The sequence below is a fragment of the Gracilimonas tropica DSM 19535 genome, from assembly GCF_000375425.1.
Lineage (GTDB): Bacteria > Bacteroidota > Rhodothermia > Balneolales > Balneolaceae > Gracilimonas > Gracilimonas tropica.
This window is the reverse complement of record NZ_AQXG01000018.1, coordinates 1-24,873: the sequence shown is the minus strand read 5'-3', so window position 1 is coordinate 24,873 and position 24,873 is coordinate 1. Positions and strand designations below refer to the sequence as shown.

The window sequence follows — 24,873 nt, the reverse complement described above, 5'->3', positions numbered from 1 at the left end:
TGGTGTGGTTTTAAAGCGAACTCGCGACCTCAACCTTGGTCCCGAGTTCTCGGGATGCTCTACCACTGAGCTATTCCCGCAATAAGTCAAAATATAGTGTGGTTTTAAAGCGAACTCGCGACCCCAACCTTGGTCCCTAGTTCTCGGGATGTTCTACCACTGAGCTATTCCCGCTTTTCAATAAATTCCTTTTTGAAAGGGCAACAAATATAAGGGCACTTTAGGATACTATTCAACTCTTTTTTAAAATTAGTGAGTATATTTTTTCTTTTAATGGTGAGCCATTCAAATGTTGTATTCTAATACGAATGGGAATGCATTGTTGAGCAGCTTCGTTATTAAACATGAAATAAAAGATTCACAATAAATAACTGTTAATTATGCCGACTAAGAAAGCAAATGCCGTTTGGAAAGGTGACTTAAAATCAGGAAATGGAACCATGAAAGTAGGCAGTGGTGCTTACGAGGGTGCATTCAGTTTTGCGACTCGATTTGAAGACAAAGATGGTTCAAATCCCGAGGAGCTAATAGGTGCAGCTCATGCCGGGTGTTTCTCAATGGCTTTTTCTAATGAATTGGATAAAGCCGGTTTTACACCCGATTCTGTAGAAACTGAAGCAGAAGTAACCATTGATCCGGGTTCTGCATCTATTACAACAATCAAATTGATAACCAAAGGGCATGTCCCCAATATTGATGAAGCTAAATTCCAGGAAATTGCTGAGGCTGCAAAAAAAGGCTGTCCGGTGTCTAAGGCTTTGACGGGTGTGGACATTCATCTTGATGCTACTTTGATCCATTGATTTAAATTTTCTAACTGATAAATTTTGATAAAGCCCTTCAAAGATTGAAGGGCTTTATTATTTTATTGTGCTTATGAAGCTTTCGAAGAATTCTTATTCAATTAATTTCTGCTCCTTGCATTTAAAAAAATGATTTTTAGAACAGTTGGACTATTCATAATAATGAGTTTAGGCACCCAGGTATTTGGGCAGTCCTCTGATGGAGGAAAGGTCGATACCACGTTTGTCCAAAATTTGCTTCAACAAGCCCGGGCTTATAAATCTGAGTCAAAGTTAGACAGTACAATTTATGCAGCTCAGAAGGCTGAGCGTATCGCAAAAGATATTCAGTATTCGAAAGGACAACACAGCGCCGCCATCATTTTGGTGGATACTTATATTGATCGTCAAGAATTACAGAAAGCAGACTCAATAGTAAATAAAGCTATTCAGGAATTTTCAGAATCCGATCAAATTCATCAACTTTACAAGTTGAAAGGTGGTGTACTTTATGATCAGGGAAATATTATTGATGCCTTACCTGTTTTGAAAAAAGCATTAGAAATGGCGGAAGATATTCCGGAAGGCAGCGAGAAAAGTCGCTTTATAGCTGAGATGCATCAAAACCTGGCAAGTATCTACCAAGATTTTGGAAATATGAATTTGAGTTTTGAAAATTATCTCAAGGCTATCGAATTCGCCACTGCCAGTTCTGATTCTGCTTTGCTAACGATTCTATACAATAACTTGGGGAATGCTTATCAAGAGACTAAAGAATATGAAAAAGCTCGCTATTACCTTGAAGCGTCACTTAGAATCAGCCGATCTATCAATAATAAAATTGATGAATACAGGGCAAGCCTAAATTTGGCAAATTTACTGAGAGATCAAGAGGAATTTGAGCAGGCTCTTGTATACTATGAGCAATCTGAATCTTTATGGAAAGAACTTCGGCCAAATACTCCTCCGGCTATTATCGTACATAACAAAGGGGTCTCATTAAGAAAAATGGGTCGGTTTGAAGTGGCCGAAGATTATTTATTACGTTCGCTGGAGATGAGCAAAAGTATTCAGTTACCACAAGGTATTTTTTTCAACCACCTGGAGCTAAGTCGTTTATATGGCCAAACGGGTCGAATTGAAGCATCCATATCTCAAATAGAACAAGCTTTACCGTTGGCTGAAGGTTCAGGGAGCTTGACAGCCTTGAATGTAGCTCAGCAGCAGGCACAGTCTGCATATGCTCAAGCAGGTAAATATGAGAAAGCTTACAAGATCTTAGCAGATAACAAAGCTTTAACCGACAGCCTTACAAATATCGAGAAGGAAAAAGAACTCTCGCAATTAAAAAGTACACTTGAGCTGAGCAGGCAACAGGAAGTGAATCAATTGTTGGAGGAAAAACAATCTCAGCAGGAACAGCGGATATTCTCACAGAATATTTTAATTGCTGCATCGGTGTTGATCATTTTATTGATAGCTGCACTATTGGTAATGTCTCGTAAACGAGCATCGGAGAAACAGCAGTTATTGGAAGAATTACAAGACCGTAAAGATGAACTTGAGCAGTTGAATCAAGCTAAAGATCGAGTCTTTGCCATAGTATCACATGATCTTAGGTCACCGCTGACATCCGTTCAGGGAGTTCTGGAGTTAGTGAAGGATGAACTGCTGGATGGAAATGATTTGAAAAAGTTGGTAGAGGAGATCGATGTATCTATCAAAGAAAATGTTGATGTGATAGAAGACCTTTTGGCGTGGGCAAAAGAACAACTTTCCGGAATGAAGATGGTATCTGAGAAGGTGGAATTGAAGCCACTGATCAATGATGTGATACAAAGTCAGTCTTTTTTGGCTATTCGTAAAGATATTTCATTGACCTCAACTTTAGATGATGAGATCATAAAGGGGGATACAAATGCAACGCGTATCATATTTAGAAACCTGATATCAAATGCAATAAAATACACTGAGAAAGGGGATTCTGTAGAAGTATCCTCCAAACAAAATGACAATTCGGTTATCATCAAGGTTAAAGACAATGGGGTAGGTATCCCAAAAGAATCAGCTCAAAAAATATTTAACAGCAAGACCTGGAGCACCGAGGGTACCAAAAAAGAAAAGGGTTCCGGTTTCGGGCTTAGCCTGAGTAAAGAGTTCACTGAAAGAATGGGTGGTCGCATTTGGTTTGAAAGTGAAGAAGGAGAAGGTACTACCTTTTTCGTGGAGCTTCCCAAAGCGTGAGGGATACTCATTTCATAAATGATCCTTTCAAAAACGAAAGGCTTTAGTATTTTCAGGTCGTTTAAATTTCAAAAAATATTATTTCTTGAAAACGTCTATCAAAGTAGCCTTTGCAATTTTTTCTATTCTTTTGTTCAAAAGTGAGGTTGTAGCACAAACGGTGAGCTCATCGGACAGTGCTAATATCATGAGAATTTTAAATGAAGTAGACAATGAACTAAGGCAGGGTAACATTAATTCAGCTTTTGTTTTAACCCAAAGAGCTGACTCATTATCTGAGCGTTTGAATTTTGAGTATGGAAAGGCTTTTGCACAGTATAGGTATGCTACCATTCTTAACTACGAACAAAAGTACGATTCTGTTAAAGTACTTACAGAACAGATGCTTCAGAGATTTTCTGATGGTCCGGCAGATATTAAAGTTCGCTACTATAACGAGCTTGGGGAGGCTCAACTAAGCCTGGGTAATTATGAGAAGGCTAAAGAAGCTTATATGCGGGCACTTAAGATGGCTTCAGAATTAGAATCACCTTCAAAAGCCGAATTGGTGGCAGGTACAAATCTAAATTTAGGTGTTGTGTATAAGGAACTTGGAAATATCACCGAGACCACCCGAAGTTATTTGCAGGCCATAACCTATGCGGAACAAGCTCGGGACTCTTCTATGTTGGGTACTATTTTACTTAACATTGGAGGAGTTTATTCCGGTGAAAGAGAGCTTGATAAAGCTGCTGATTATTTGAAAAGAGCTATTTCAGTTTCAAAAAAAATAGGATTCACTGAACGGGTGTACCAGGCTTATTTAAACCTTGCAAACGTACGTGGACTGGAAGCAAAATATGTAGAAGCAGAAGAACTTTATTTGGAAGCATTTGATCTGAGTAAGAACCTTTTTCCCAATCGGCCAACTTTAATGATCACGTATAATTTAGGATGGCTGAACCAGGAGATGGGAAATTTCCGGGAGTCGGAGGAATACTACAGGCAATCCCTTCGTGAATCTCAGGAATATGGAATTCGGGAAGGGATATATCACAATTTTGCCGGTTTAGGAGGATTGTATCAGGATCAGGGTCGATTTGAAGAAGCAATTCAGTTACTTGAAAATGCCTATCAGGTAGCTCAAGAATTAGAGAACCCGGCTATGATCGAAGAGTCTCGGATTATGCTATATGAAGCGGCTAAAGAAGCCAATAGGTACCGGGAAGCCTTAAACTATTTAGAATTATATAATGCAATTACGGACAGCCTTAGAACCGTCGAGCAACAGCGGGAGTTAGCTGACTTGGAAAGTCAACTTGAATTGAGGCGTCAGAATGAGATTAATCGGTTACTGCAGGAAAAACAGGCGCAACAAGAGGCGCGTATTCAATTTCAGATGATATTAATTGCATCTGGTGCGGTTATCTTACTGCTAATTGTGGTATTGCTGTACATAACAAGGAGAAATGCCAGGGAAAAAGAGCGGTTGCTTAAAGAAATTGAGGCTCAGCGGGATGAACTTGCAGATATAAATAAAGCCAAGGATAAGGTTTTTGCAGTCGTATCTCACGACCTTCGGTCACCACTAACCTCTGTTCAGGGAGTGATTGAATTGATTAGGGAAGACATTCTTAAAGGAGATGAATTGAAGCGACTGTTGGATGGAATTGAGGCCTCTGTTCGTGAAAATGTAAATGTCATTGAAGACCTTTTGGCTTGGGCTAAAGATCAACTATCGGGTTTTGATCTTGATCTTAAACCGGTAGAAATACGACCCCTGATTGATGATGTGATAACCACTCAGTCATTTTTAGCGATCCAGAAACAAATAGATTTGCAGAGCAACCTGAATGGACAAACAGTGATAGCTGATGCCAATGCTATACGTGTGATTTTCAGGAACCTCATCTCTAATGCTATCAAATACACTGAAGAGGGAGGTAACATTGATGTACAGGCTCAAGAAAAGGAAGGTAAAATTATAATTTCCGTGAAAGATGACGGAGTAGGTATTCCCGAATCGTCTATGCAAAAAATTTTTAACAGCAATTCATGGACCCGCACCGGAACCGGTAAAGAAAAAGGATCGGGTTTTGGCCTGAGCATGACCAAAGAATTCGTAGAAAAAATGAATGGACGCATTTGGTTTGAAAGTGAAGAAGGAGAAGGAACAACGTTTTATGTAGAATTACCTAAGCCCAACCAAAATGTGTAAAACCTGTCAATAACTTCTCGGAGTTCTAATTCTCTAAGCCGGAGATAATTTCTTATCTTCAAATCTAATCAACCCTCATTGCTGGAGTATAAAAAGTATGAGCGACAAGCCTCGCGAATATTGTGGAATCTACGGAATTTATAATCATCCTGATGCTGCCTTACACACGTATTATGGCTTGCATGCCCTACAACACAGGGGACAGGAATCTGCAGGTATAGTCTCATCCTATTATGATGAGAATAAAGACCGGCTGACTATGCCCTCTTACAAGGATTTTGGACTAGTCTTAAACGTTTTTGATGATTCCAAGGTCTTTAAAAAAATTCTGAAGGGCGATAAAGCCATTGGGCATAACAGGTACTCTACCTCGGGTTCATCCAAAAACCCGGCTAACATTCAACCATTCAGGGTTCATTACAGGAATGGGAATTTGGCGATTGGCCACAATGGAAATCTTTCCAACGCCAAGCAGATCCGTGAGCGTTTTCGGAAAGAAGGGGTTTTATTTCAAAGTACCTCTGACACAGAATTGATCCTTCATCTTATATCACATAGTCTGTATGAGGATCAGATGGACCAGATCATGGATGCCCTCCGGCAAATAGAAGGGGCCTATTGTTTGGTTATTTTGACAGACGATAAACTCATTGCCGTACGTGATCCCAATGGATTTCGTCCGTTGGCTCTTGGGAAAGTAGACGGAGCATTTTGTGTGGCCAGTGAAACCTGCGCTTTTGATATCAATAACGCAGAATACATACGGGATGTTAAACCCGGTGAAGTGGTAGTGATAGATGATGAAGCAATAAAAACAGGTGAACCCAAATCATATTTTATACCGCCAACCAAGGGCACGGGTACCAGTCAATGTATTTTTGAATATGTGTATTTTTCTCGCCCCGATAGTATGATATTTGGGGAAATGGTAGATAAGATCCGGCGTAACCTCGGTAAAGCATTGGCGAACGAACATCCGTTGAATGAGATTATCAAGAACAATGATACCGGGAAAAAACCGGTGGTGATGTCGGTTCCTGATTCAAGTAACACTGCAGCTCTCGGATATGCGACCGAAAGCCAGAAATTGGGGCACGCGTGCAAATACGATATGGGGCTGATTCGAAATCACTATGTTGGCCGTACATTTATTTCTCCCGGACAAAAATCTCGTGAGCAAAAGGTTCGAACGAAGTTCAACCCTGTTCGTGGGGTTATTGAGGGCAGGATTATCATTATCGTGGATGATTCTATAGTTCGTGGAACCACTTCTCGATATCTTGTAGATATGATCCGGGAATGCAATCCGGCAGAAATTCACTTTTTGGTTAGTTCGCCTCCAATCATATCGCCTTGTTATTATGGAATGGATTTTCCCAGTCCGGACGAGCTGATCGCAAATAAATTTGATCGCAATATTGATAAGATGGCTGAAGAGATCGGTGTAGACAGCCTGCGGTATTTATCTCCGGACGGGTTGGTTGGAGCTGTAAAAGCGGCAAATCCTTCTGATGAAGACTATTGCACAGCCTGTTTTACCGGTAATTATCCGGTTCCGGTGAATTTCGGTGTTGAAAAAGAAGCCAACGATCTTATCTAATGTTTAAAGCTCAGCCTAAGTTTATTACCAGCGCTACTAAACTGGAAGAGTGTCCGCCTTCTACTCTTCCGGAGGTGTGTTTTGCCGGCCGGTCAAATGTGGGGAAATCATCTTTGATCAATGCTTTGCTGAACCGAAAGAATATAGCAAGAACATCCAACGTTCCGGGTAAAACCCAGCAGATGAATTATTACCAGATCGGAGATCGGTTTTTTATGGTAGATCTGCCCGGTTATGGTTTTGCTAAAGTGCCTAAAAAAGAACGAGATCGGTGGGGTAAGAACATTCGTGAGTATTTGCTTGAGAGAGAATCCATCAGGTTGATCCTGCATGTGGTAGATGCCCGTCACGATCCCAGCCAACTGGATGAAGACTTCTTTTATTGGATGGGGATGAATGAAAAGCCTTTTGCCGTCTTGCTCTCAAAATCTGATAAGATCTCAAAAAATAAAGTGAGTTCTTCAAAAGCAAAAGTCAGGCGCATTCTGAAAGACATGAATATAGAAGTGCCCGTATTATCTTTTTCATCTTCTTCCAAAGAGGGTGTAGAAGAAGTAGAGAAGCTGATCAAAGAGTTCGTATTTGAGCACTGAATCAAAAATCCCCTTTTTGATATCTTTCAGCCAGCCTTCTTTCATTTACTCGTTTAAATTTTGCCAAAGGTTGTTCCGATCTTGCTGCAATGGTCATTTCCCTTTTCCCTAATGCACCACGCGCTTTAGCAACATGCCAGCCTGCTGCACATAAAGCTCCACGCGCCTTTGAGGCTGCACAATAAGTAGAAAGCACGGTGGATTTTTTGGAATAATCTGCCAGTTTCAGGAAGGTTTCTTTCGACCATAATTCTTCATTTACTTCAGGTGAAAACGGGTCATGAAAAATAAAGTCTGCCTTTAAATCTTCAGGCTTGAAATCTTCAAATTTACCATAGAATAAGTGAAGCTCAATATTTAAAGATGCTATGGGTTTGATGACATTCATTCCGGGATGCAGCTCCGAAAAAATGGTGGGCAAAATCTTAGAAAGTTCAGGTTCCGTAAGATGCTTTCCAAAGTCGAAATCTTTTGCAGTTTCCGCGGAAACCGGAAAAGCTTCAATAGAATAGTAGCGGATGGAAATGTCTGGATTTAATCGTTTGGCCAGGTTTATAAGAAGCAACATGTTGAGTCCGGTTCCAAAACCTATTTCCAGAATCGTTAGCTGGTCGCTTTTTGTGATAAAATCAGTGAGTCCGGGTTGCTCAAAAAATACATATAAACTTTCTGATGCAGCGCCGTTTGGATTATGGTAATACTGATCAAAGCGCTCAGAGTAGAGTGTTGAAGAACCGTCTTTGGTTTGGTGAATTTTTGGGCTCATAGAAAGAGTAAAATTAATTTTTCACAAAGTAAGAGTCGCCTGAAAAAATTCACAAAAGATTTATACCCACCTTTTAGATTAATGAAAACGGAGGATGGGAGAAATGAGAAAGCATACACAACAGGTCGTTATTGATGGGCTTCTTTTTGTATCCATGCTTGCTTTAATTGGAACGGGCATTGTTCTTGAATTTATTTTACCGCCGGGTAGCAGACAACAATCAGCGGTATGGCTTACACGGCATGAATGGGGTTCCGTGCATTTTTGGATAGCCGTCTTCTTTACACTGATCGTTACGATCCACCTTTGCCTTCACTTGAAGTGGATCATTACTTCTTACTTCAAAAAGAAAAACTAATTTTTAGGTTTGAGAACGATCTTTCCATAGCTGGTTTTTGCTTTAAGGGTATATGTGCCATTTCCTAAAGAACCAACTACTTTTGAGGAAGATTTATTCCCTGTGAATGCAAATGTAGAGGGCACTTCGACAGAGCTCCCTGCAAGGTTCAATTCGGCATCAGAATTCTTTGGTAAAATTAAGGTGATTGACCCGGCTCCGGTAGATGCCGCTGAATTTCCTTTTAATTCATCAAACTGGAGTTCGATGTTTCCTCCATTTGTAGCGGCTTGGACCGAACCGGTTAACTCAATAGCCTGAAGATTACCTCCTGACGTTTCCATGCTCACACTGCCTTCTGTTTCTTGGGTACTGATATGGCCTCCAGCAGATCGTAGCACAAATGTTCCGTTGGATTGCTCCAATGAAATATGTCCGCCATTGGTTTTTGCATTCACTTTTCCGGACAGTTCAGAAAGCTTGATATGCCCGCCCTGAGTCTTGTAATCTTGTTGGCCTGTTATATTCCTGGAAGAGATATGTCCGGCATTCGTGGTTGCACTTAAATCGACATGATTTGGTAAAGATAAAACGGCTTCAAGATGGACGCCTTGGTCGGTAGAATTTTTTGTGGATTGAGATTTTACCAGAAATGATGCATTCTGATTCCCAAGATCTTCGCTTACACTAATCATAGATTTGAGGTCGTCTTTGGTTGATACTTGCCCGGATGCTTTAAGTGTTAACTTTCCGGAGCCGGAACTGCTCCCCGTCACCTCGATCGATCCAAAGGGAAGGCTGATAGCGGCGTTTTCAAGATCTGAAGCACTAAATTCTTTCACATAGGCAAATACACCGGGAGAAACAGCTGTCCAGTCGCCAGATGACGAAACATCCATGGCTTTTTGTATGGATACTGTTCCATCTTCGGTATTGATATTCACTTCCACACTCTCTTCTTCAAATTCTTTCAAAGCCTGATTAATTTCATTTTCGAAGTCAGCACGAACTTCAGCAGGTAAGAAATTTCCTAAATTCTTGAGGTTTTCAAGATTCTTTAAGTTTTCAAGATGTTTAAGCTCTTCAAGTTTTTGAAGCTGGCTTAATTTCTCCAACTTGATAACTTTGATTCCTTTTTCTTTGATATTTACTTGGATGCTATCTGCTGAAGCCATTTCCGGAGCATTCTTTGGGGCAGATGAATTTCCGGTTACGTAGATTCCAATCCCAACAAAAACAAGGCCGGCTAAAATAATTTCCCAAGATGATCTCTTCATAATATTCCTTCGGTTTTGAATAACAAGCTCAGGTACGTTTGATGAGCCAAAAGGTTACGTCAACTCCCATAATATTCTTATTATTGTTTAAACAAAATTAGCTCGTATCAGATGCAAAAAAAAATCAAAGAACTGGCAGATAAGTATTTACCTGACACCATCAAAACCAGGAGATTTTTACACCAATATCCTGAGCTGAGTTTCAAGGAATTTGAGACCACTAAGTTTATAAAGGCTGAACTCGAAAAACTGGATATCCCTTATGATAGTCCTCTTGAAACCGGGTGCGTTGGCATCATTGAAGGCGGGATCAAATCTGATCGTGTGATTGCTTTACGGGCAGATATCGATGCTTTGCCTATTATGGAAGAAGGGAATGCCAAGCAGCAATTCTTGTCAAAAAATGAGGGAGTGGCTCATTGTTGCGGACATGATGCTCATACCTCAAACTTATTGGCGGTTGCTAAGATCCTGAAAGATCTCCAATCGGATTTAAAAGGAAAGGTGTTGTTGGTCTTTCAGCCGGGAGAAGAGAAATTACCGGGAGGCGGAAAGTTGCTCAGTGAAACAGGGTTTTTGCAAAAACAAGGAGTTGATGCAATTTTCGGAATTCATACCTCACCTATGCATGCAGCAGGAACCATAGCAACCAAAACCGGCGCCTTGATGGCTTCTACCTCCGAATTTGAAGTGGAGATCATAGGCAAAGGAGGGCATGCAGCACGGGCCCATGAAGCTATCGACCCGGTAGTAATGGCTGCTCAATTTATAAATGCGGTTCAAACCATAGCCAGCAGAAACGTAGATCCAACCGAACCGGTGGTGGTGACGATCGGTAAAGTGGAAGGCGGTACGGCTCATAATATCATCCCCGAAAAAGTAAAACTGTGGGGAACCGCGAGAACGTTATCCCCTGAAACAGAAGAATTAGTGGTGAAAAAGTTGCATGCTTTGGCAAAAGGGATCACAGAACCGGCAGGTGGAAGATATATTCTCGAATTCAATCCGGGATATCCCGCTGTTATCAATTCCGAAAAAGAAGCAAAAGCTGTTCTGAAAACAGCTAAAGATCTATTTGGCGAAGAAGCGGTGATTGAAATGAAGCGTCCCATCATGGCCGGAGAAGACTTCGCTTTTTATCAGCGCCACTTTCCCGGAGCCTTCTTTTTTGTGGGAAGCGGAAGCAAGCAATCGGATTCGGAATATCCGTGGCATCATCCAAAATATAATGTGGACGATCGCTTTTTTGAGATCGCTACGCCATTAATGGCAAGTTTAGTATTTGAAGAATTATGATAAACGCAGAGCGATCTTTTTGGGAATCGGAATTATATGAACGCACTTACGATCTGGTCGTTATTGGAGCGGGACTTACAGGACAATCCACGGCTCATTTTTTTAAGAAGAAGCATCCGGATGCATCGGTTTTGGTTTTAGACCGGGGTTTTTTCCCGATTGGCGCCAGTACCAGGAATGCAGGGTTTGCTTGTTTTGGCTCGGTAACAGAGCATATGGCGGATATGAAGATAGAAGAAGAGTCAAATATCATTGACCGGATTCGCCGTCGTTTTAATGGTTTGAAGTTATTGCGTACCACCTTGGGAGACGAAAATATAGCCTATAGAGAACCCGGTGCATATGAGATATTTACTGATGAAAAGATATATGAGGAAGCACTTGATCATTTAGACATTTGCAACCGATGGCTGAAGAAAGCAGCCGGTAAAGAAGAGGTTTACAAGAAAACAGAGCACAATGGGTTTCCTGCCATAAGTATCGATCATGAAGGTTGCTTGCATCCAGGAAAGATGATGAACACTCTGTATCAAAAGAACGTAGCTCTTGGCATAGAGTTCAGGTGGCGTTCGCAGGTTAAACACCTGGATACAGAACACTCCCGGCTTGTTTTGGATGAGGGAATTGAATTCCATGCAAATAAGATAATTGTGGCTACCAATTCTTTTACTTCAAAAATCATTGATAATATCGACATTAAACCCGGCCGAGGATTCGTATTTGTAACCAAACCTATTTCGGATCTTAAATGGCAAGGAACGTATCATTATGATGCCGGTTACTACTATTTCCGGGGTGTTGGCGAAAATAGAATGTTGCTTGGAGGTGCTCGAAGTTTAGACATTGATGTGGAAACAACAACTGAATTTGGAACCAATCACAAGATCAAAAACCACCTGTTGAAGTTTGCAAATGGCGTTTTACGACTTCCCAAAGGCTGGGAGATCGAAACGGAGTGGTCTGGTATTATGGGGTTCACTTCAACTAAAAGTCCAATTCTGAGGAAGATCTCGGATTCAACGGTTGTGGTAGCAGGACTTAGCGGAATGGGGGTAGCATTGGGAATGCAGCTCGGTCGGGAAGCCGCTGATATGGTGTCATAGTTTATGAAATAATTATGACCATATTAGGTTTCTCCAAGGCGTTTGTCATTTTGTTTTCGCGGCCATGATTTCGTCCCATTCTGTAGTGTACCTTTGACTGAGAAAATTTTGATTCATCTTCCATTTTGCTTCTTCGTTCTTTTGCCGGTGTAACCCTGTGGCGGCAAATGCGGCTGTATGCCTTCCGTGCTTACTGTTGATCTCATCGATGCACTCCATGAGCCGAAACTGTTGCCGGGTGTATAATTCAGGATCAAAAAGATCCATCTGCACTTCGCTGTGTGGGACAATCCCTGTTAGCATGATCGCTGCTTTTTTATATTTAGTATCGGGCAGATGGAGCGATCTTGTAATGATTTCTCCCGCTCGGATGAGCGTTGGGGTATGCGCTGTGGGAACTTTAAAGGAAGTATAGGCTCCGTATTTATATTTGGATTTTGGGTTTTTGAATTTGTCGCCGATTAGAGTCACCTGCAGGTTTGAAGCAACCGAACCTTGTGCCCGTAATTTTTCAGCTCCCCGCGAAATATATGTGGCCACTGCTTCCTGTATTTCTTTGAGGTCGTACAGAGGCTTTCCAAACATACGGGACGTGAGGATGCCCTTACGCGTTTCAAGAGCTTCACTTAATTTCATACAAGATAAACCATTGAGTTCCAGTACGGTTCGCAAACCGGTAACATTTAAATGTTTACGAACCCAGCGTTTGTTATTCACTTGTCTTTTCAGATCATGGGCGGTTGTAATATTAAATCGGTTCAGCCGAACGGTGAGTCCGTGGCCAATACCCCACACTTTTTGCAGCGGCATTTTCTTAAGAATGGCATCAGTTCCGGCATTATTACAAAGGTTCAAAACGCCATCATACTTTAGATTTCGTTTTGCAGTCTCATTAGCGATCTTTGCCAATGTTTTACTGGGTGCTATTCCCACAGAAACAGGCAAACCGGTCCATTTATACACCGTTTCCTTTATGGCCCTCCCATACGTTTCAAGATCAGAATAGGTATGTGTAGAAAGTTCGGCAAAAGCTTCATCAATACTGTACACTTCAATGTCGTGTGTTAAATGACGGAGCGTCTCCATGACCCGTCGCGACATGTCACCATACAACGGATAGTTAGAAGAGCGTACCTCAACTCCCCGGTCTTTAAATAGTTTTCGGTATTTGAATTCGGGTGCGCCCATTGGAATATTAAGCTCTTTGGCTTCCTCGGAGCGGGCTATTACACATCCATCGTTGTTGGATAGAATAACGATCGGCCTTCCTTCCAGCTTAGGATTAAACACTCGCTCACAGGAGGCATAAAAATTATTGCAGTCGATCATTGCATACACAATGGAACTGCGATTGTTGAAAGAATTTGGTTCAATGAGCATGTGGATATTTATGAATTACATGGGTTACTACTCCCCAAACCATCCAGTTGGTGTCAGAATAGATGGCATAGGGTTCAAGTTTCAGGTCATCGGAAACCAAAAGAATTCGACCGGATCTTTTGATGAGACGCCGAATGACCGGTTCTTCATCAATCGCAGCTATTACAATGGCACCATCTTGTGGATGAAGTGAACGATCGACGACTAAAATATCACCATTGTGAATGCCCGATGCCTGCATCGCACTACCTTCTGCACGCACATAAAAAGTAGCGGTCGGATGATGAACGATAAGTTCTTCCAGATCCAGGGGTTTTTGAAGATGATCGGCTGCAGGCGATACAAATCCGGTCTCCGCTTTTTGAGAAAGTTTTAATTCATATTTCGGCTTTTTTTCCGATCCGCCCTGATATATTTTCAGTCCCTCCATAAAGGCCTCACTGTTTTTGAGATTGCATGTATAATATATGTGTGATAAAGGAAATTTTAAACTATAAACTCAAAATTTTAGTTAGGCAGGCAAAGTAAAATATGTTGAATTAGTGAACACAGCAGATAACTGATTGGGGCTCTGTGCACTATAGAATTTTAACGCTCGAATAAAAGAAGATCATGGATTGGCTATATTTGATTGGTATAATGGTATTGGGTTTTGCAGGGATGGAGATCATATCGTACTGTGTGCATCGGTGGCTTTTTCATGGAATTCTATGGAAAGTGCATGAGTCACATCATAAACCAACTCATGGGCTCTTTGAACTAAATGATATCTTCTCGCTGATATTTGCAGGAATATCTATTTGGATGATGGTAAATGGCGCAACATCAATGTTTGAACAACCTTATTTTGGTCTCGGAGCGGGAGTTGCTATATATGGGGTACTGTATTTCATTATTCATGATCTTTTTGCGCATAAGCGGTTTATGCCTTTCAGCAGTGACAGTAAGATCATGAAGCTCATTCGACGTGCCCACCAGCGTCATCATCAGGATGTGGGAAAAGAAGGCCACGAACCCTATGGGCTCTTTCTTTTTCCCTACGATAAATACCCCGAACACAAACGTAAATTCGATCGCTGAATTTGGTTTCTGAGTCAATACGGTTAATTCAGATTAGGAAAGAAAACAACATAGTAGGGTCTGCCAAAAAATGACAATAACACTCCGAAAAATTTGATGATCAACACATCATCCCAGTTCCACACGCTCGGCGGGAATACGAATTAAGAACTGAATCTCTTTTTCAAATCCCGCATTTGTGCAAAGTGTCGTCGTTGATGTGCTTCCTGAATGGCAAAACATGCCGTGAGCGACATGGGTACTAATTTCACAATAGGGTTTCGGGTTTTGATGCGATCCAGATTTAATTGCTCCAGTTTACATCGCTTTAATAAGGAAATAAGTTCATCCTGAAGAGTGATGAAATCAGCTAATACCATTTCCTTATCAATTTTATCTGCTTGCTTAGGCTCAAAAGGTTTTACGGTAGGGACTTCTCGTTTATATTCCGGGCTTACGATCTTAATAAACCAACGGAAAAAGAAATTTGGAGTGAAGGGTTCTCCTCCAATTTCCAATTGATCATTCGGCTTGCTCAATCCTTTTTGTATCTGCGGCAGATATTCATTTCCTGCTTGCACCAAGTGACTTAGTATTTCTCCCATGCACCATTTGTCTTCGGTGGGTTTCTTCAGGTACACATTTTCAGAAACAGATTCCGTCAATTCTGAGGCTGTATTTTTTGCTTGCTCAAATGCAGTAAGAAAATAATCGTAAGTATATTCTGAGTTTTTCATAGTTGGGAAGTAAGTCTGGTAAAATTATCCAAAAGGTTTGGGAAGTCTGTTTCATCTGATGGCTGAATCTATTTTCTTTTAGTCAAAATCTGAAATCAATTATCAAGCTATGCAATCAATTAAAATTCGGTTTTCATTTTTTCTTTTAATGGGCTTGATGCTCTCCGTTTCCGCTACGGCACAAGGGGTGCTGAGTTTCGAAGATGTCATGAAATTTGAAGACATCGGAGCCATTAAACTTTCTCAAAGTGGCAACTGGGTGGCCTATGAAGTTTGGCCTGATCGAGGTGATGGAAAAGTAGAAGTGAAGAGCATAAACGGGCGAAATACGTACTCCATTACTTTGGGAGCTTCTCCTAAAATTTCACCTAACGGAGCATGGGTTGCCGTATTTCGGAAGGTTCCACTGGCTGAAGAGCTTAAAGAAGGCAAAGATAAACCTCAGCAAGGATTGTCTCTGTTATCGACCAACAACGGAGAGATCACGGAATATGACAGTGTTAGCTCCTTTCAATTTTCTGAAGACGGCCGTTGGCTGGCAATTCACCATACGCAAAGCAAAAAAGTGGAGGATCTTAAGTCTAAGAACAAAAATTTAGGCACCGAACTCTTGCTAAAGAATCTCGATTCGGGAGATGAATATGACATCCCTTTTGTTCGGGAAGTAGCTTTCGACAGCCTCTCAAATTACCTCGCCTACTCTACGGTAGATACCTCAAATGCCATTAATGGCGTATATGCGTTTGATTTGAACACAGAAACATCTAAAGTGATAGATGCCGCGGAAAGCGGATTATTCTCGAATTTAACCTGGGATTATGATGAGGAAAGACTGGCTTTCACCAAAGCCACTTATGACACCTCATACACCGAAAGCAATGCCTCGTTGCAAATCTGGAATGCTGAAAACGAAGAATTGATGACGCTACTGAGTTCTGATGAAGCAAATGAGGGATTCACCCTGCGTTCTAACAACGAACTCACCTTCAGTCATGATGGAAAACGATTGTTCTTCGGCTTCATGGATGCTGAAATGGCAGCGATCGACTCCAAAAAAGAAGATCAGGAAGATGAGAAGAAGGACATTTACGATATTGAAGATATTGTAGACGACCGGGATTTAGACATCTGGCATGGCGATGATCCTCGCATCAAAACACATGAAAAAAACACCTGGAATTCCCGAAAGAATCATCTGTTTATGGCGGTTTATCATTTGAATAAAAATAGTTGGGTGCAATTGGCTGACCATGAAATGGAGGATATTCGTGTAGCCCATAATCCTAAGGTAGTTTTGGGAAGCTCGCAGAAACCTTATTTAAAGGAAATGACATGGGAGGGATTTTTCAACGATTGGTATGTTGTGAATCTTGATACGGGTAAACGGACATTGATCGGGAAGAAATTATCAGAAGGAGTGAATTTATCTCCGAATGGAAGGTTTGCAACGCTTTATGTGGATAAGAATTGGTATCTGTTGGATATTCAGAATGGCATAAGCCGAAATATTACGGCCAATCTGGAGGTTCCATTTTATAATGAAGATCATGATTATCCCTCTCGCGTACCGGGTTATGGAGTGGCCGGTTGGGTCGAGGGTGATAAAGCTGTGCTGATCTATGATAAATACGACATCTGGCGATTTCCTACAGATTTTAGTGAGCCTAATAATCTTACTAACGGTGAAGGCTGCAAAGCCAAACGCATTTTCCGGGTTGAGCGGATGAATAAAGATTGGGACGAACCTTTTGCGAATAGCGAAGAATTACTGCTCACTTCGTATCATGATCTGAAGAAAAATTTTGGATTTTATTCGGTCCGTGTAAATAAATCCGGGGTGAACCGGTTGTTGGAAGAAGACAAGAAATTTACCTTCGTAGAGAAAGCGGAGGATGCAAACACAGTATTGTATAAACGCGAAGCTTACGATGAATTTCCAAATATTTGGGTGTCTGACAATTGGAAGTTTGACCGAACCCGCAAGCTGACTCATCTTCATGAAGACCTTCACAAAAAATGGAATTGGGGGAGTGCAGAACTAATAGACTGGCTGAGTGTGGATGGAAAGTTCATACAGGGAGTGGTCATTAAACCGGATAATTATGACCCAAACAAACGCTACCCGATCATGACCTATTATTATCGATTTTTTACGGATCGCCTGCATGATTTCAACGAACCAAAAACAAATCACCGTCCCGTTTTTGCACAGTATGTAAGTGATGAGTATGTAGTTTTTCTTCCGGATATTCGGTTTGAAATCGGCCGGCCCGGTTTGGCTGCTACCAAAAGCCTGGTTCCCGGAATTCAGAAATTGATTGAAATGGGTATAGCCGATAAAGATAAGCTTGGTTTACACGGACATTCCTGGAGTGGCTATCAAACCGCGTTCATGGTCACACAAACCGATATTTTTGATGCTGCTGTTTCCGGGGCTCCCGTCAGCAATATGACGAGTGCGTATAGCGGAATTCGCTGGGGTTCAGGGCTGGCCCGGCAATTTCAGTACGAAAAAACTCAAAGTAGAATAGGAAAAACGCTGGTGGAAGCCCCTCATCTATATATTGAGAATTCACCGGTCTTTTATGCTGATCGAATTAACACACCGATGCTTATTATGCATGGTGATGCTGATGACGCCGTTCCATGGTATCAAAGCATTGAGTTATATTTGGCAATGCGCCGCTACAACAAAGATGTAATATTCCTGCAATACCATGATGAGCCGCATCATCCTCAGAAATTTACTAACAAACTGGACTATGCGATTCGTATGAAAGAATATTTCGACTATTACCTGAAAGGGGAAGGTGAGCCGGAATGGATTTTAGAAGGAGAAAGCTATACTGGAGATTAGAAAGGCTGAACTTGAGATTTTCAATTAGTCGAAGTTCAGATAATTTATTCAGGGTTCGAAATCTCCACGCCAATGGGCTAAGAATTGCTCTACAAATTGTTCCATAAAGCGGTGCCTTTTGAGGGCAAGTTTACGGCCGGATTTGGTGTTCATTCGATCCTTGAGCAAAAACAGTTTTTCATAGAAGTGATTGAGCGTGGAGCCTTTGCTTTTTTTATAGCTCTCGAACGAATCATGCATTTCCGGTTTGATATCAGGATCGTAAAGCGGACGTTTTTTGTATCCGCCGTAAGCAAAAGCCCGTGCAATGCCGATGGCTCCCAGGGCATCCAGCCGGTCGGCATCTTGTACTACTTTTCCTTCAACGGTTTTCATTGGAGTTTCAACCCGGGCGCCTTTGAAAGAAATATCGCGAATGATGTCACAAACATGGTTAATGACAGGATTCTCAACCTGTAAGCTTTCAAGCCAGTGTCGGGCGGTAGCCGGACCGATTTCTTCATCACCCCCATAAAATTTATGGTCGGCGATGTCGTGCAGAAGAGCCGCCAGGTTCACAACAAAAAGATCGGCATGTTCTTCTTCTGCAAGTTTTACAGCAATGCTTCGGACGCGGTGAATATGCCACCAATCGTGTCCGGTGCCTTCGCCTTCTAATTTATTCCGAACGTAATTTTCGGTCTCCTTGATGATGTCAGTTTTATTCATTTCCTAAAAATTAAAGCAGCTGCAGAGTTCTTCGATCACATCTTTCTTTAGTTTTTCGATACGATTAAGCGACTCTTCTACGGTATCTTTCGAAACTCGTCCATCTGCCATAACCTGTTGGATTGCCCGGAGAACTTTAGGAGCAAGGTCTTTATCGTATTCAAAATTGTTGCCGAAGTACAAAATATCTACACCGGCATTTAACGATTGTGCAATTGCTGTTTCCATATCATAACGAGAAGTGATAATAGGTTTTTGGAGATCGTCTGAAATAACAACGCCTTTAAATCCTAAAGAATCCCGAAGCAATCCGGTGATGGTTTTTTTTGAAAGGGTGGCCGGCCAAACAGAATCAATATTCGCATTAAAGCTGTGCGCGGTCATGATGCCAGAGATATCACGCTCAGATAAAAGCGACTGATAAGGTTTTAGAAAATTCTCAGACCAGACATCTGTTATATTGTTTGTGGAGTCTGCAGGATGATAATCGCTGCTATATCCGGGAAAATACTTGGGCACGCTGAACAGGTGTTCTTTGTCATATTCATCCAGGATGTAGTTTGCTTGTTGGATGACGATTTCCGGATCACTTGAAATGATTCCGGGTGTTGGTGCTTTATTGGAGGGAGTTTTAAGATCCAGGCGGGGATTAAAATTGGTATTCAGTCCAAGAACCATGAATTCTTGCGCAAAGGACCTGGAATAGGAGATAGTTGTAGCGGAATCACTAAAATGGGTCTTTGAAAATGGGCTAATTGCTGTGGGGTAAAGCTTATTTAAAGGAGACTCTATTCCTCCATCCTGGTGTACTGCAATGATTGGTGGAGTTGAAGCATTCGAAATCAGATCACTGGACAATTGGAGCAGTTGATCCTGAGATTCGATATTTCTGCCGAAAGTCCCTAACTCACGGTCGTAATCATATAAAACAACACCGCCAATATTTAACTCCCTCAAATCCCGTACAATGGGGTGGTTGCCGTCAATTTCAGCCCCGCGAAAACCAATCAAAATCATTTGTCCAAGTCGTTTGGAATCTATGATTTCTTCCGGATGAGGATTAGATTTATTGCACCCAATTAAAATAGAAAGTAAAAGCAAAGGGAGTAGGAGTCGAATCATCAGTAACCTGATTTTTATGTTGAAGAAGTAAACTATCTAAAACTTTTGTGAAGTTAAATATTCTCCGAATATGAAAGTGACAGGGAATGTCCCTATACGCAATTAGTAAAATACTGATCAAGGCAGCGCCACTTTTTTTAGTTAAAGTCATTTCATCAGATGATTATACATGAATTTGAATGTTATTAGTTTGGGCCTGTTTTAATCCAAAACCTGATAACTAACTATGTTCAACTTATTCCACCTTTAAATTATACTTGGCCGGTTCAGGAAGCGAGTAAAGACCCGGGGTACACATAATTCGACATTAAGAACATATGAGACAGGGTTAGAATCAGTTAATATTTACATGTTAAGGTGAGATTGGGTGTAACATATAGAGGTGCAGAATCTCTTTTATGTGAAAGTGACTTACGCGGAAATATTTGTAGAAAAAAAAATGAAATAAAATTGTAACAAATACCCAGATTGATACTCTTATGATTGTAGTGGAGAGTAAAAACATGGTTTTCTCTACTTATGGGTAATTTTTAGTAAATAATAATGTCTGAGGCATATATTATTCGTTAGTAACATTAATTAAGAATCAAATGATAGAAAGTAAATCAAATAAAGAACTCGAGAGAAAAATTGATCTATACGTCAACGGAAAACTAAGTGCAGATGAAGTAGATGAATTATGGGCAGAATTGATCCAGGACGAATATTACATGGATTACATGAAGAGTGTAGCCAATCTTAAAGCGGTTATCGATAAGAAACAATCGAAGGCGAGCAATTCAAATGTACATACATTCCAAAAAGTTATTCGTTACACAGCTGCCGCAGCCGTTATATTAATAGCAGCGATGATTGGGGTGTTCAATATGAATACTACCGGAGATTTATCGGTTTCCCCACTTAATCAAATAGGTCTTGATGTAGTGAGAAGTGCTGAAGGCGTTCCCGGAACAGTAACCAATGAGGTGATACGTAAAGCCATCAAATTAGCAACTGAAGGTGAAGTACAAGAAGCTATTTCATTACTTCAGGAAGAACTGAATTCAACAGAAAATTCTCAATTGATTGCTGAAATTGCTTTAAGCTTAGGATCCATTCAGTATAATAATGGAGATTATTTGGCATCAGTTAAGAATTTCGAAAAAGTTGTAAGCCAGGATAATGTTAATTTACTGACCCTGGAAAAAGGGTATTGGTTTTTAGGAAATACATATTTTCAATTAGATCGTCTTGAAGAAGCTGAAGCCGCTTTCAGAAATGCCTATGAATTAAATGGGGCTTACAGTCGTGTGGCTAAAACTTATATGGATGCACTTGGAAATGTAGGTGTCACGGCAAGTGAATAACCCTTGTTTGGGCCAATTGAATTATTGAATTAGAAAATATTTCAATTAGTTTTAGAGCCGGTATAGGCTAAATATCCAACCATAATAGTCCCGATGGCCATAATTCCTAAAAACCAGTTAAGGTTATTGCGGGAACGGGTAATAGGTGTTGGATTTCCAATCATAGTATACGCACCCCAAAAGTGTGGATTTGCATTACCGGTTCTGAGTTGTTTCAATTTAGCTTTTCTAATAGCATCATTCTTACTTTCACCTCGGTTAAGGTGGTAATAAAAATCAGTAGCAAACTCAGAAGCGATTTTATCATTTACGGCCCAAAGGTTAAGCGCTAAACTTTTTGCACCAGCATATCTTAAGGCACGGCTTATCCCCATAATTCCACTTCCCTGTATATAATTACCCGAACCCGAACTACATGAATTCAACATAATGAACTCACTATTTAAGGGGGTGTCAAATAATTCATAGGCATATAAAGCCTGCTCCGACTGAAGGGCAGAATCGGTTTGCTGGATGGAACTGTTGTCAGTGCTTAAATATATGGTGGAAAATAAAGGGTCTTGCTCTGACACTTCGCTATGTGTAGCCACGTGTACCAATCTTGAGTTGCCCACTCTGTTTTTAAAAGCTTCCTTCGTTGCGTTCTGTCCGGTATATACCACCTTATCATCCATTGAGCTGAGAGCTTTTTCGATATTTTCGGTTTCAACAGTAGCGTATGGTAAAGAAGGTAAGTTCACTCCATCGAAATTTCTGAAGTCAGAAATTGCAAAACCGGAAAAATCAAAATCTGTTTTGTCTATTGAAGAAATGCTCCGCCGGTTATCTTCAAACTCTTTGAGTGAAGTGAAATATCTAAAATGATGATCTTCGATCAGGTATTTCGTACTTCCGAAGCTGATGGGAGAATCCGGTTTTTTTGTAGGAAGAACCTCCAAAGGGATTCTATAAAGAAAATTGTCAGGAATAACAGTTATTTGTTCAACATCCTGAGGGATCTCATCTAGGCCAAGCTGCTTATATAAACTAAAAAGGGCGTCGAGGTTTGTAGCCCCTGAAGCCAGCGCGTCTGCGACTTTTCCAAAATGCTCTTTTTGTTCTGGTGAAAATGTGAGCGGATCTATTTTTACTTCATTTTCCGTCAGGTATGTGATATATAAAGTAGAACCCACTTCAGTAAAATGGAGTACCAGTTCATTATTACCGATGGATCTTTGTATGGCCCAAATAGGAGATAGAGGGGTGCTTTTATTTAAGTCAGCTTCAGAAAGTATTTGTTCACGTAATGCTGAGATCCGGTCAATCTCTTTCTTAATTTCGAAACGGGAATCTTGGTCTGCATTAAGATATCGTTTTCTCAATGCTTGCAAACGTTGATTCAGACGTTTTTCCTCTGAAAGATTTTCTTCTGAAAGTTTTGAAGCTTTCACTAATGGGCTGTTATACAGGGAAGCATCATTTATCGTTTTAAGCTGATCAAGCAGGGTCACGGCTTCATATAAATTATCATTAGCGATAAGCAGTTCTACCAATAATTGAACCGCGTCTAAGTATTCTTCTTCTACAGACCAATATCCTTCCTGAGAATCTGTGTTGTTCTTGGCCCGGTCTATCACTTGATCAACGACAGGTTTGAGGTTGTCTATTGCCTCTCTTGAATTTCCGGTCAAGCTCAAGAAACGTGATTTTATCGTAAAAGACTTTGTGAGTAACGGGAAATCAAGATCTTCCAGTGAGTAAAGCTTTATTTCATCTAATATTTTGCCTGCAGCAGCCAAATCACCTTCTTTTAGCTCTATGGCAGTGAGATTGATCAATGCGTCAAGATAATCGACCGTATTTGATTTAGAGAGAGCAAGCTGCTTACCGGTCTCAAAGATCTCCCGTGCTTTTTTCAGAGAATCAATACGATAAAGGACATCACCTTTTTCAAATATAAGATTTATATAATTGGTGTAGTTTTGGTTGGGATCTAAAATTTGTTGGGCTGAAGTGAAGTTATCCAAGGCTTTTTGATGATCTTCATATTGAGACCAATAAAATGTCCCTAAGAATGAATCAATAAGAGCCAGTTCGGTTGAATCTTGATTTTCAATAGCTACTTCTTTCGCTTTTCCAATATATTGTAATGCAGATTTTACATCCTTATTTGCTGTGTAGTAAAGAAAGAGATTTCTATATACACTGAGTAAATTTTTATAATTAGCAAAATCATGCTCAAGTGCTCGAAGCTGAAAGGAAATATATTTATTTGAATATCCGAGCCTGTAATAACTTATACCAAGATTCGTGAATAAATAAAAATCATCAATTCCAGTTTGGGCATATAATTCTTCATAGATATTTTTTGACTCCTCATACTTTCCTAGAGCATATAAGTAGACACCTTGACGGATTTTTAATCTTCTAATCCTTTCATTGTCTTCAAGGTATTTAGCTAGTGGGATAGAATACTCTCGCTGAAGTTTAAGTGATCTATCATACTCTAAAGTTGGATAAAAAGAATAGTCTAAAGCATCAAAAATTCTCAGTAATTTTATAGAAACAGGAAAATTTTTCTTTTCTAAAAAATCTTCTGCATAATCTTTTACGGTTTGATACTCGTCAAGAATGAAACTTACCCAAATTATATCAGCTACATATAAAGTATGTTTGAGTGAGCTTTTATCCTTAATTTTTTTTTCAAGATCTATCCATTTTTGGAGCGCACTTTTCAAAAAGGTTTTTGTGTAATAACGGTCGAAACCTCTTCTCATTAATAAAGTAAGATGAATATGAGGTTTGTCTGACAGACTTAGGATATCTTCATTAATTAGAGTGTCATTCTTGACTATTTTATTTAATAGTTTATGATCTTCTTTTGACCAAAATTGTTCAAAATGATTATCAAAGGCATCTTGCCTTGTTGATGTCTTGCATTTGAGGTTGGTATATTTTTCTTTTTCCTCTGCTTTTCCCAAATACTGTAAGACTTTATCGACAGATTTACAGTCACTTGAGGAGATTTCAAAAAGTGCCCATTTACTTAAATCACTTTCTTGGCTACTAATTCCTGAAATATATTCTTTTACCTGTTTCTCTATCCTTACCTCAATGTTGGTTGAATCAGGAAGAACTGTAGTAAAGATTGCGATCAAAAAACATAAAAACATATAAGCTCCATTAATACTTATAAGATACTAAATAGACTAACAGTTAATAATGGAGTTGAAAAAGTTATTACCAAGGTTTCTCGATGACAGGTTCCATTTCATTGCCGGTGCCGAAAACGCCGTCGTTGGAAGTGGTGGTTTCGATGGTCGGCTGGTCGTTAAGTTCTTCGGAAAGAGAAGCGTCGGTAACGGAAGCACATCCGAAGGAAAGGGTAACGATGGCAAAAAGGGCGAAGACAGATTTCAGTGATTTCATGATAGATAGAGTTGTTGGGTTGTTGATTTATATTTGTTGTTGAGTAAGTAAGACTACCAGG

20 protein-coding genes are annotated in these 24,873 nt (G+C 40.4%); 11 read left to right on the top strand and 9 right to left on the bottom strand.

Annotation, left to right across the window (positions count from 1 at the left end):
• Positions 1–380: 380 nt before the first annotated feature.
• The 5 genes from B151_RS0116485 (at position 381) to yihA (ending at position 7,416) form a co-directional block, all read left to right on the top strand.
• Positions 381–803: an OsmC family protein gene (locus B151_RS0116485; protein WP_020404754.1), complete on the top strand. Its 423-nt coding sequence runs from the start codon at positions 381–383 to the stop codon at positions 801–803.
• 162 nt (positions 804–965) lie between these two features.
• On the top strand, positions 966–3,026 hold the full coding sequence (locus B151_RS0116480) for an ATP-binding protein (RefSeq protein ID WP_020404753.1): 2,061 nt from the start codon (positions 966–968) through the stop codon (positions 3,024–3,026).
• A gap of 85 nt (positions 3,027–3,111) precedes the next feature.
• On the top strand, positions 3,112–5,223 hold the full coding sequence (locus B151_RS0116475) for an ATP-binding protein (RefSeq protein WP_020404752.1): 2,112 nt from the start codon (positions 3,112–3,114) through the stop codon (positions 5,221–5,223).
• A gap of 97 nt (positions 5,224–5,320) precedes the next feature.
• Complete coding sequence (gene purF / locus B151_RS0116470) at positions 5,321–6,823, top strand: amidophosphoribosyltransferase (RefSeq protein ID WP_020404751.1); 1,503 nt, start codon at positions 5,321–5,323, stop codon at positions 6,821–6,823.
• A complete protein-coding gene (gene yihA / locus B151_RS0116465) occupies positions 6,823–7,416 on the top strand; it encodes a ribosome biogenesis GTP-binding protein YihA/YsxC (RefSeq protein WP_020404750.1) in 594 nt (197 codons plus the stop codon). The genes purF and yihA overlap by 1 nt, the downstream gene beginning before the upstream one ends.
• Before the next feature lies 1 nt (position 7,417).
• Here yihA and mnmC2 read toward each other — a convergent pair whose 3' ends face one another.
• The gene (gene mnmC2, locus B151_RS0116460) at positions 7,418–8,182 is read right to left on the bottom strand and encodes a tRNA (5-methylaminomethyl-2-thiouridine)(34)-methyltransferase MnmC2 (RefSeq protein ID WP_020404749.1); all 765 of its coding nucleotides are present in this window, start codon (positions 8,180–8,182) and stop codon (positions 7,418–7,420) included.
• A 103-nt stretch (positions 8,183–8,285) separates the two neighbouring features.
• Between mnmC2 and B151_RS0116455 the strand changes: the two genes are divergently transcribed.
• Positions 8,286–8,540, top strand: coding sequence for a DUF4405 domain-containing protein (locus tag B151_RS0116455; protein WP_169332232.1), 255 nt, complete (start codon positions 8,286–8,288; stop codon positions 8,538–8,540).
• Here the strand turns inward: B151_RS0116455 and B151_RS0116450 are convergent.
• Entirely contained in the window at positions 8,537–9,796 is a 1,260-nt protein-coding gene (locus B151_RS0116450) for a DUF4097 family beta strand repeat-containing protein (RefSeq protein WP_020404747.1), read from the bottom strand. The genes B151_RS0116455 and B151_RS0116450 overlap by 4 nt on opposite strands.
• A gap of 111 nt (positions 9,797–9,907) precedes the next feature.
• Between B151_RS0116450 and B151_RS0116445 the strand changes: the two genes are divergently transcribed.
• Positions 9,908–11,092, top strand: a complete 1,185-nt coding sequence (locus B151_RS0116445) for a M20 metallopeptidase family protein (protein ID WP_020404746.1) — start codon at positions 9,908–9,910, stop codon at positions 11,090–11,092.
• Positions 11,089–12,195, top strand: a complete 1,107-nt coding sequence (locus tag B151_RS0116440) for an NAD(P)/FAD-dependent oxidoreductase (protein WP_020404745.1) — start codon at positions 11,089–11,091, stop codon at positions 12,193–12,195. Before B151_RS0116445 ends, B151_RS0116440 begins: the two co-directional genes overlap by 4 nt.
• Positions 12,196–12,240: 45 nt before the next feature.
• On the opposite strand, the gene B151_RS0116435 is transcribed toward B151_RS0116440, so the two are convergent.
• Together B151_RS0116435 and B151_RS0116430 are read right to left on the bottom strand one after the other, a co-directional pair.
• Positions 12,241–13,575: a Y-family DNA polymerase gene (locus B151_RS0116435; RefSeq protein WP_020404744.1), complete on the bottom strand. Its 1,335-nt coding sequence runs from the start codon at positions 13,573–13,575 to the stop codon at positions 12,241–12,243.
• The gene (locus B151_RS0116430) at positions 13,565–14,005 is read right to left on the bottom strand and encodes a LexA family protein (protein ID WP_020404743.1); all 441 of its coding nucleotides are present in this window, start codon (positions 14,003–14,005) and stop codon (positions 13,565–13,567) included. Before B151_RS0116430 ends, B151_RS0116435 begins: the two co-directional genes overlap by 11 nt.
• A gap of 182 nt (positions 14,006–14,187) precedes the next feature.
• Between B151_RS0116430 and B151_RS0116425 the strand changes: the two genes are divergently transcribed.
• Positions 14,188–14,655, top strand: coding sequence for a sterol desaturase family protein (locus B151_RS0116425; protein WP_020404742.1), 468 nt, complete (start codon positions 14,188–14,190; stop codon positions 14,653–14,655).
• Positions 14,656–14,798: 143 nt separating this feature from the next.
• Here the strand turns inward: B151_RS0116425 and B151_RS0116420 are convergent, their stop codons facing one another.
• On the bottom strand, positions 14,799–15,371 hold the full coding sequence (locus B151_RS0116420; RefSeq protein WP_020404741.1) for a DinB family protein: 573 nt from the start codon (positions 15,369–15,371) through the stop codon (positions 14,799–14,801).
• A 109-nt stretch (positions 15,372–15,480) separates the two neighbouring features.
• Here B151_RS0116420 and B151_RS0116415 point away from each other — a divergent pair, with 109 nt between their 5' ends.
• Positions 15,481–18,228, top strand: coding sequence for a prolyl oligopeptidase family serine peptidase (locus B151_RS0116415; RefSeq protein WP_020404740.1), 2,748 nt, complete (start codon positions 15,481–15,483; stop codon positions 18,226–18,228).
• A 48-nt stretch (positions 18,229–18,276) separates the two neighbouring features.
• Here B151_RS0116415 and B151_RS0116410 read toward each other — a convergent pair whose 3' ends face one another.
• Together B151_RS0116410 and B151_RS0116405 are read right to left on the bottom strand one after the other, a co-directional pair.
• Positions 18,277–18,936 carry an HD domain-containing protein gene (locus B151_RS0116410; protein WP_020404739.1) on the bottom strand — a complete coding sequence of 220 codons (660 nt, stop codon included), beginning with the start codon at positions 18,934–18,936 and terminating at the stop codon, positions 18,277–18,279.
• A gap of 3 nt (positions 18,937–18,939) precedes the next feature.
• Positions 18,940–20,058 carry a glycoside hydrolase family 3 N-terminal domain-containing protein gene (locus tag B151_RS0116405; RefSeq protein WP_020404738.1) on the bottom strand — a complete coding sequence of 373 codons (1,119 nt, stop codon included), beginning with the start codon at positions 20,056–20,058 and terminating at the stop codon, positions 18,940–18,942.
• 590 nt (positions 20,059–20,648) lie between these two features.
• Here B151_RS0116405 and B151_RS0116400 point away from each other — a divergent pair.
• A complete protein-coding gene (locus tag B151_RS0116400; RefSeq protein WP_020404737.1) occupies positions 20,649–21,404 on the top strand; it encodes a tetratricopeptide repeat protein in 756 nt (251 codons plus the stop codon).
• A 41-nt stretch (positions 21,405–21,445) separates the two neighbouring features.
• Here B151_RS0116400 and B151_RS0116395 read toward each other — a convergent pair whose 3' ends face one another.
• A complete protein-coding gene (locus B151_RS0116395; RefSeq protein WP_425402420.1) occupies positions 21,446–24,160 on the bottom strand; it encodes a CHAT domain-containing protein in 2,715 nt (904 codons plus the stop codon).
• Between the two features lie 463 nt (positions 24,161–24,623).
• Positions 24,624–24,812: a hypothetical protein gene (locus tag B151_RS0116390; protein ID WP_020404735.1), complete on the bottom strand. Its 189-nt coding sequence runs from the start codon at positions 24,810–24,812 to the stop codon at positions 24,624–24,626.
• Between the last annotated feature and the right edge of the window lie 61 nt (positions 24,813–24,873).

What these genes read in the sequence shown, in the direction of transcription:
- B151_RS0116485 (WP_020404754.1), top strand. Translation starts at nt 381, where the DNA reads ATGCCGACTAAGAAAGCAAATGCCGTTTGGAAAGGTGACTTAAAATCA.
- B151_RS0116480 (WP_020404753.1), top strand. Translation starts at nt 966, where the DNA reads ATGAGTTTAGGCACCCAGGTATTTGGGCAGTCCTCTGATGGAGGAAAG.
- purF (WP_020404751.1), top strand. Translation starts at nt 5,321, where the DNA reads ATGAGCGACAAGCCTCGCGAATATTGTGGAATCTACGGAATTTATAAT.
- yihA (WP_020404750.1), top strand. Translation starts at nt 6,823, where the DNA reads ATGTTTAAAGCTCAGCCTAAGTTTATTACCAGCGCTACTAAACTGGAA.
- mnmC2 (WP_020404749.1), bottom strand. Translation starts at nt 8,182, where the DNA reads ATGAGCCCAAAAATTCACCAAACCAAAGACGGTTCTTCAACACTCTAC.
- B151_RS0116455 (WP_169332232.1), top strand. Translation starts at nt 8,286, where the DNA reads ATGAGAAAGCATACACAACAGGTCGTTATTGATGGGCTTCTTTTTGTA.
- B151_RS0116450 (WP_020404747.1), bottom strand. Translation starts at nt 9,796, where the DNA reads ATGAAGAGATCATCTTGGGAAATTATTTTAGCCGGCCTTGTTTTTGTT.
- B151_RS0116445 (WP_020404746.1), top strand. Translation starts at nt 9,908, where the DNA reads ATGCAAAAAAAAATCAAAGAACTGGCAGATAAGTATTTACCTGACACC.
- B151_RS0116440 (WP_020404745.1), top strand. Translation starts at nt 11,089, where the DNA reads ATGATAAACGCAGAGCGATCTTTTTGGGAATCGGAATTATATGAACGC.
- B151_RS0116435 (WP_020404744.1), bottom strand. Translation starts at nt 13,575, where the DNA reads ATGCTCATTGAACCAAATTCTTTCAACAATCGCAGTTCCATTGTGTAT.
- B151_RS0116430 (WP_020404743.1), bottom strand. Translation starts at nt 14,005, where the DNA reads ATGGAGGGACTGAAAATATATCAGGGCGGATCGGAAAAAAAGCCGAAA.
- B151_RS0116425 (WP_020404742.1), top strand. Translation starts at nt 14,188, where the DNA reads ATGGATTGGCTATATTTGATTGGTATAATGGTATTGGGTTTTGCAGGG.
- B151_RS0116420 (WP_020404741.1), bottom strand. Translation starts at nt 15,371, where the DNA reads ATGAAAAACTCAGAATATACTTACGATTATTTTCTTACTGCATTTGAG.
- B151_RS0116415 (WP_020404740.1), top strand. Translation starts at nt 15,481, where the DNA reads ATGCAATCAATTAAAATTCGGTTTTCATTTTTTCTTTTAATGGGCTTG.
- B151_RS0116410 (WP_020404739.1), bottom strand. Translation starts at nt 18,936, where the DNA reads ATGAATAAAACTGACATCATCAAGGAGACCGAAAATTACGTTCGGAAT.
- B151_RS0116405 (WP_020404738.1), bottom strand. Translation starts at nt 20,058, where the DNA reads ATGATTCGACTCCTACTCCCTTTGCTTTTACTTTCTATTTTAATTGGG.
- B151_RS0116400 (WP_020404737.1), top strand. Translation starts at nt 20,649, where the DNA reads ATGATAGAAAGTAAATCAAATAAAGAACTCGAGAGAAAAATTGATCTA.
- B151_RS0116395 (WP_425402420.1), bottom strand. Translation starts at nt 24,160, where the DNA reads ATGAGAAGAGGTTTCGACCGTTATTACACAAAAACCTTTTTGAAAAGT.
- B151_RS0116390 (WP_020404735.1), bottom strand. Translation starts at nt 24,812, where the DNA reads ATGAAATCACTGAAATCTGTCTTCGCCCTTTTTGCCATCGTTACCCTT.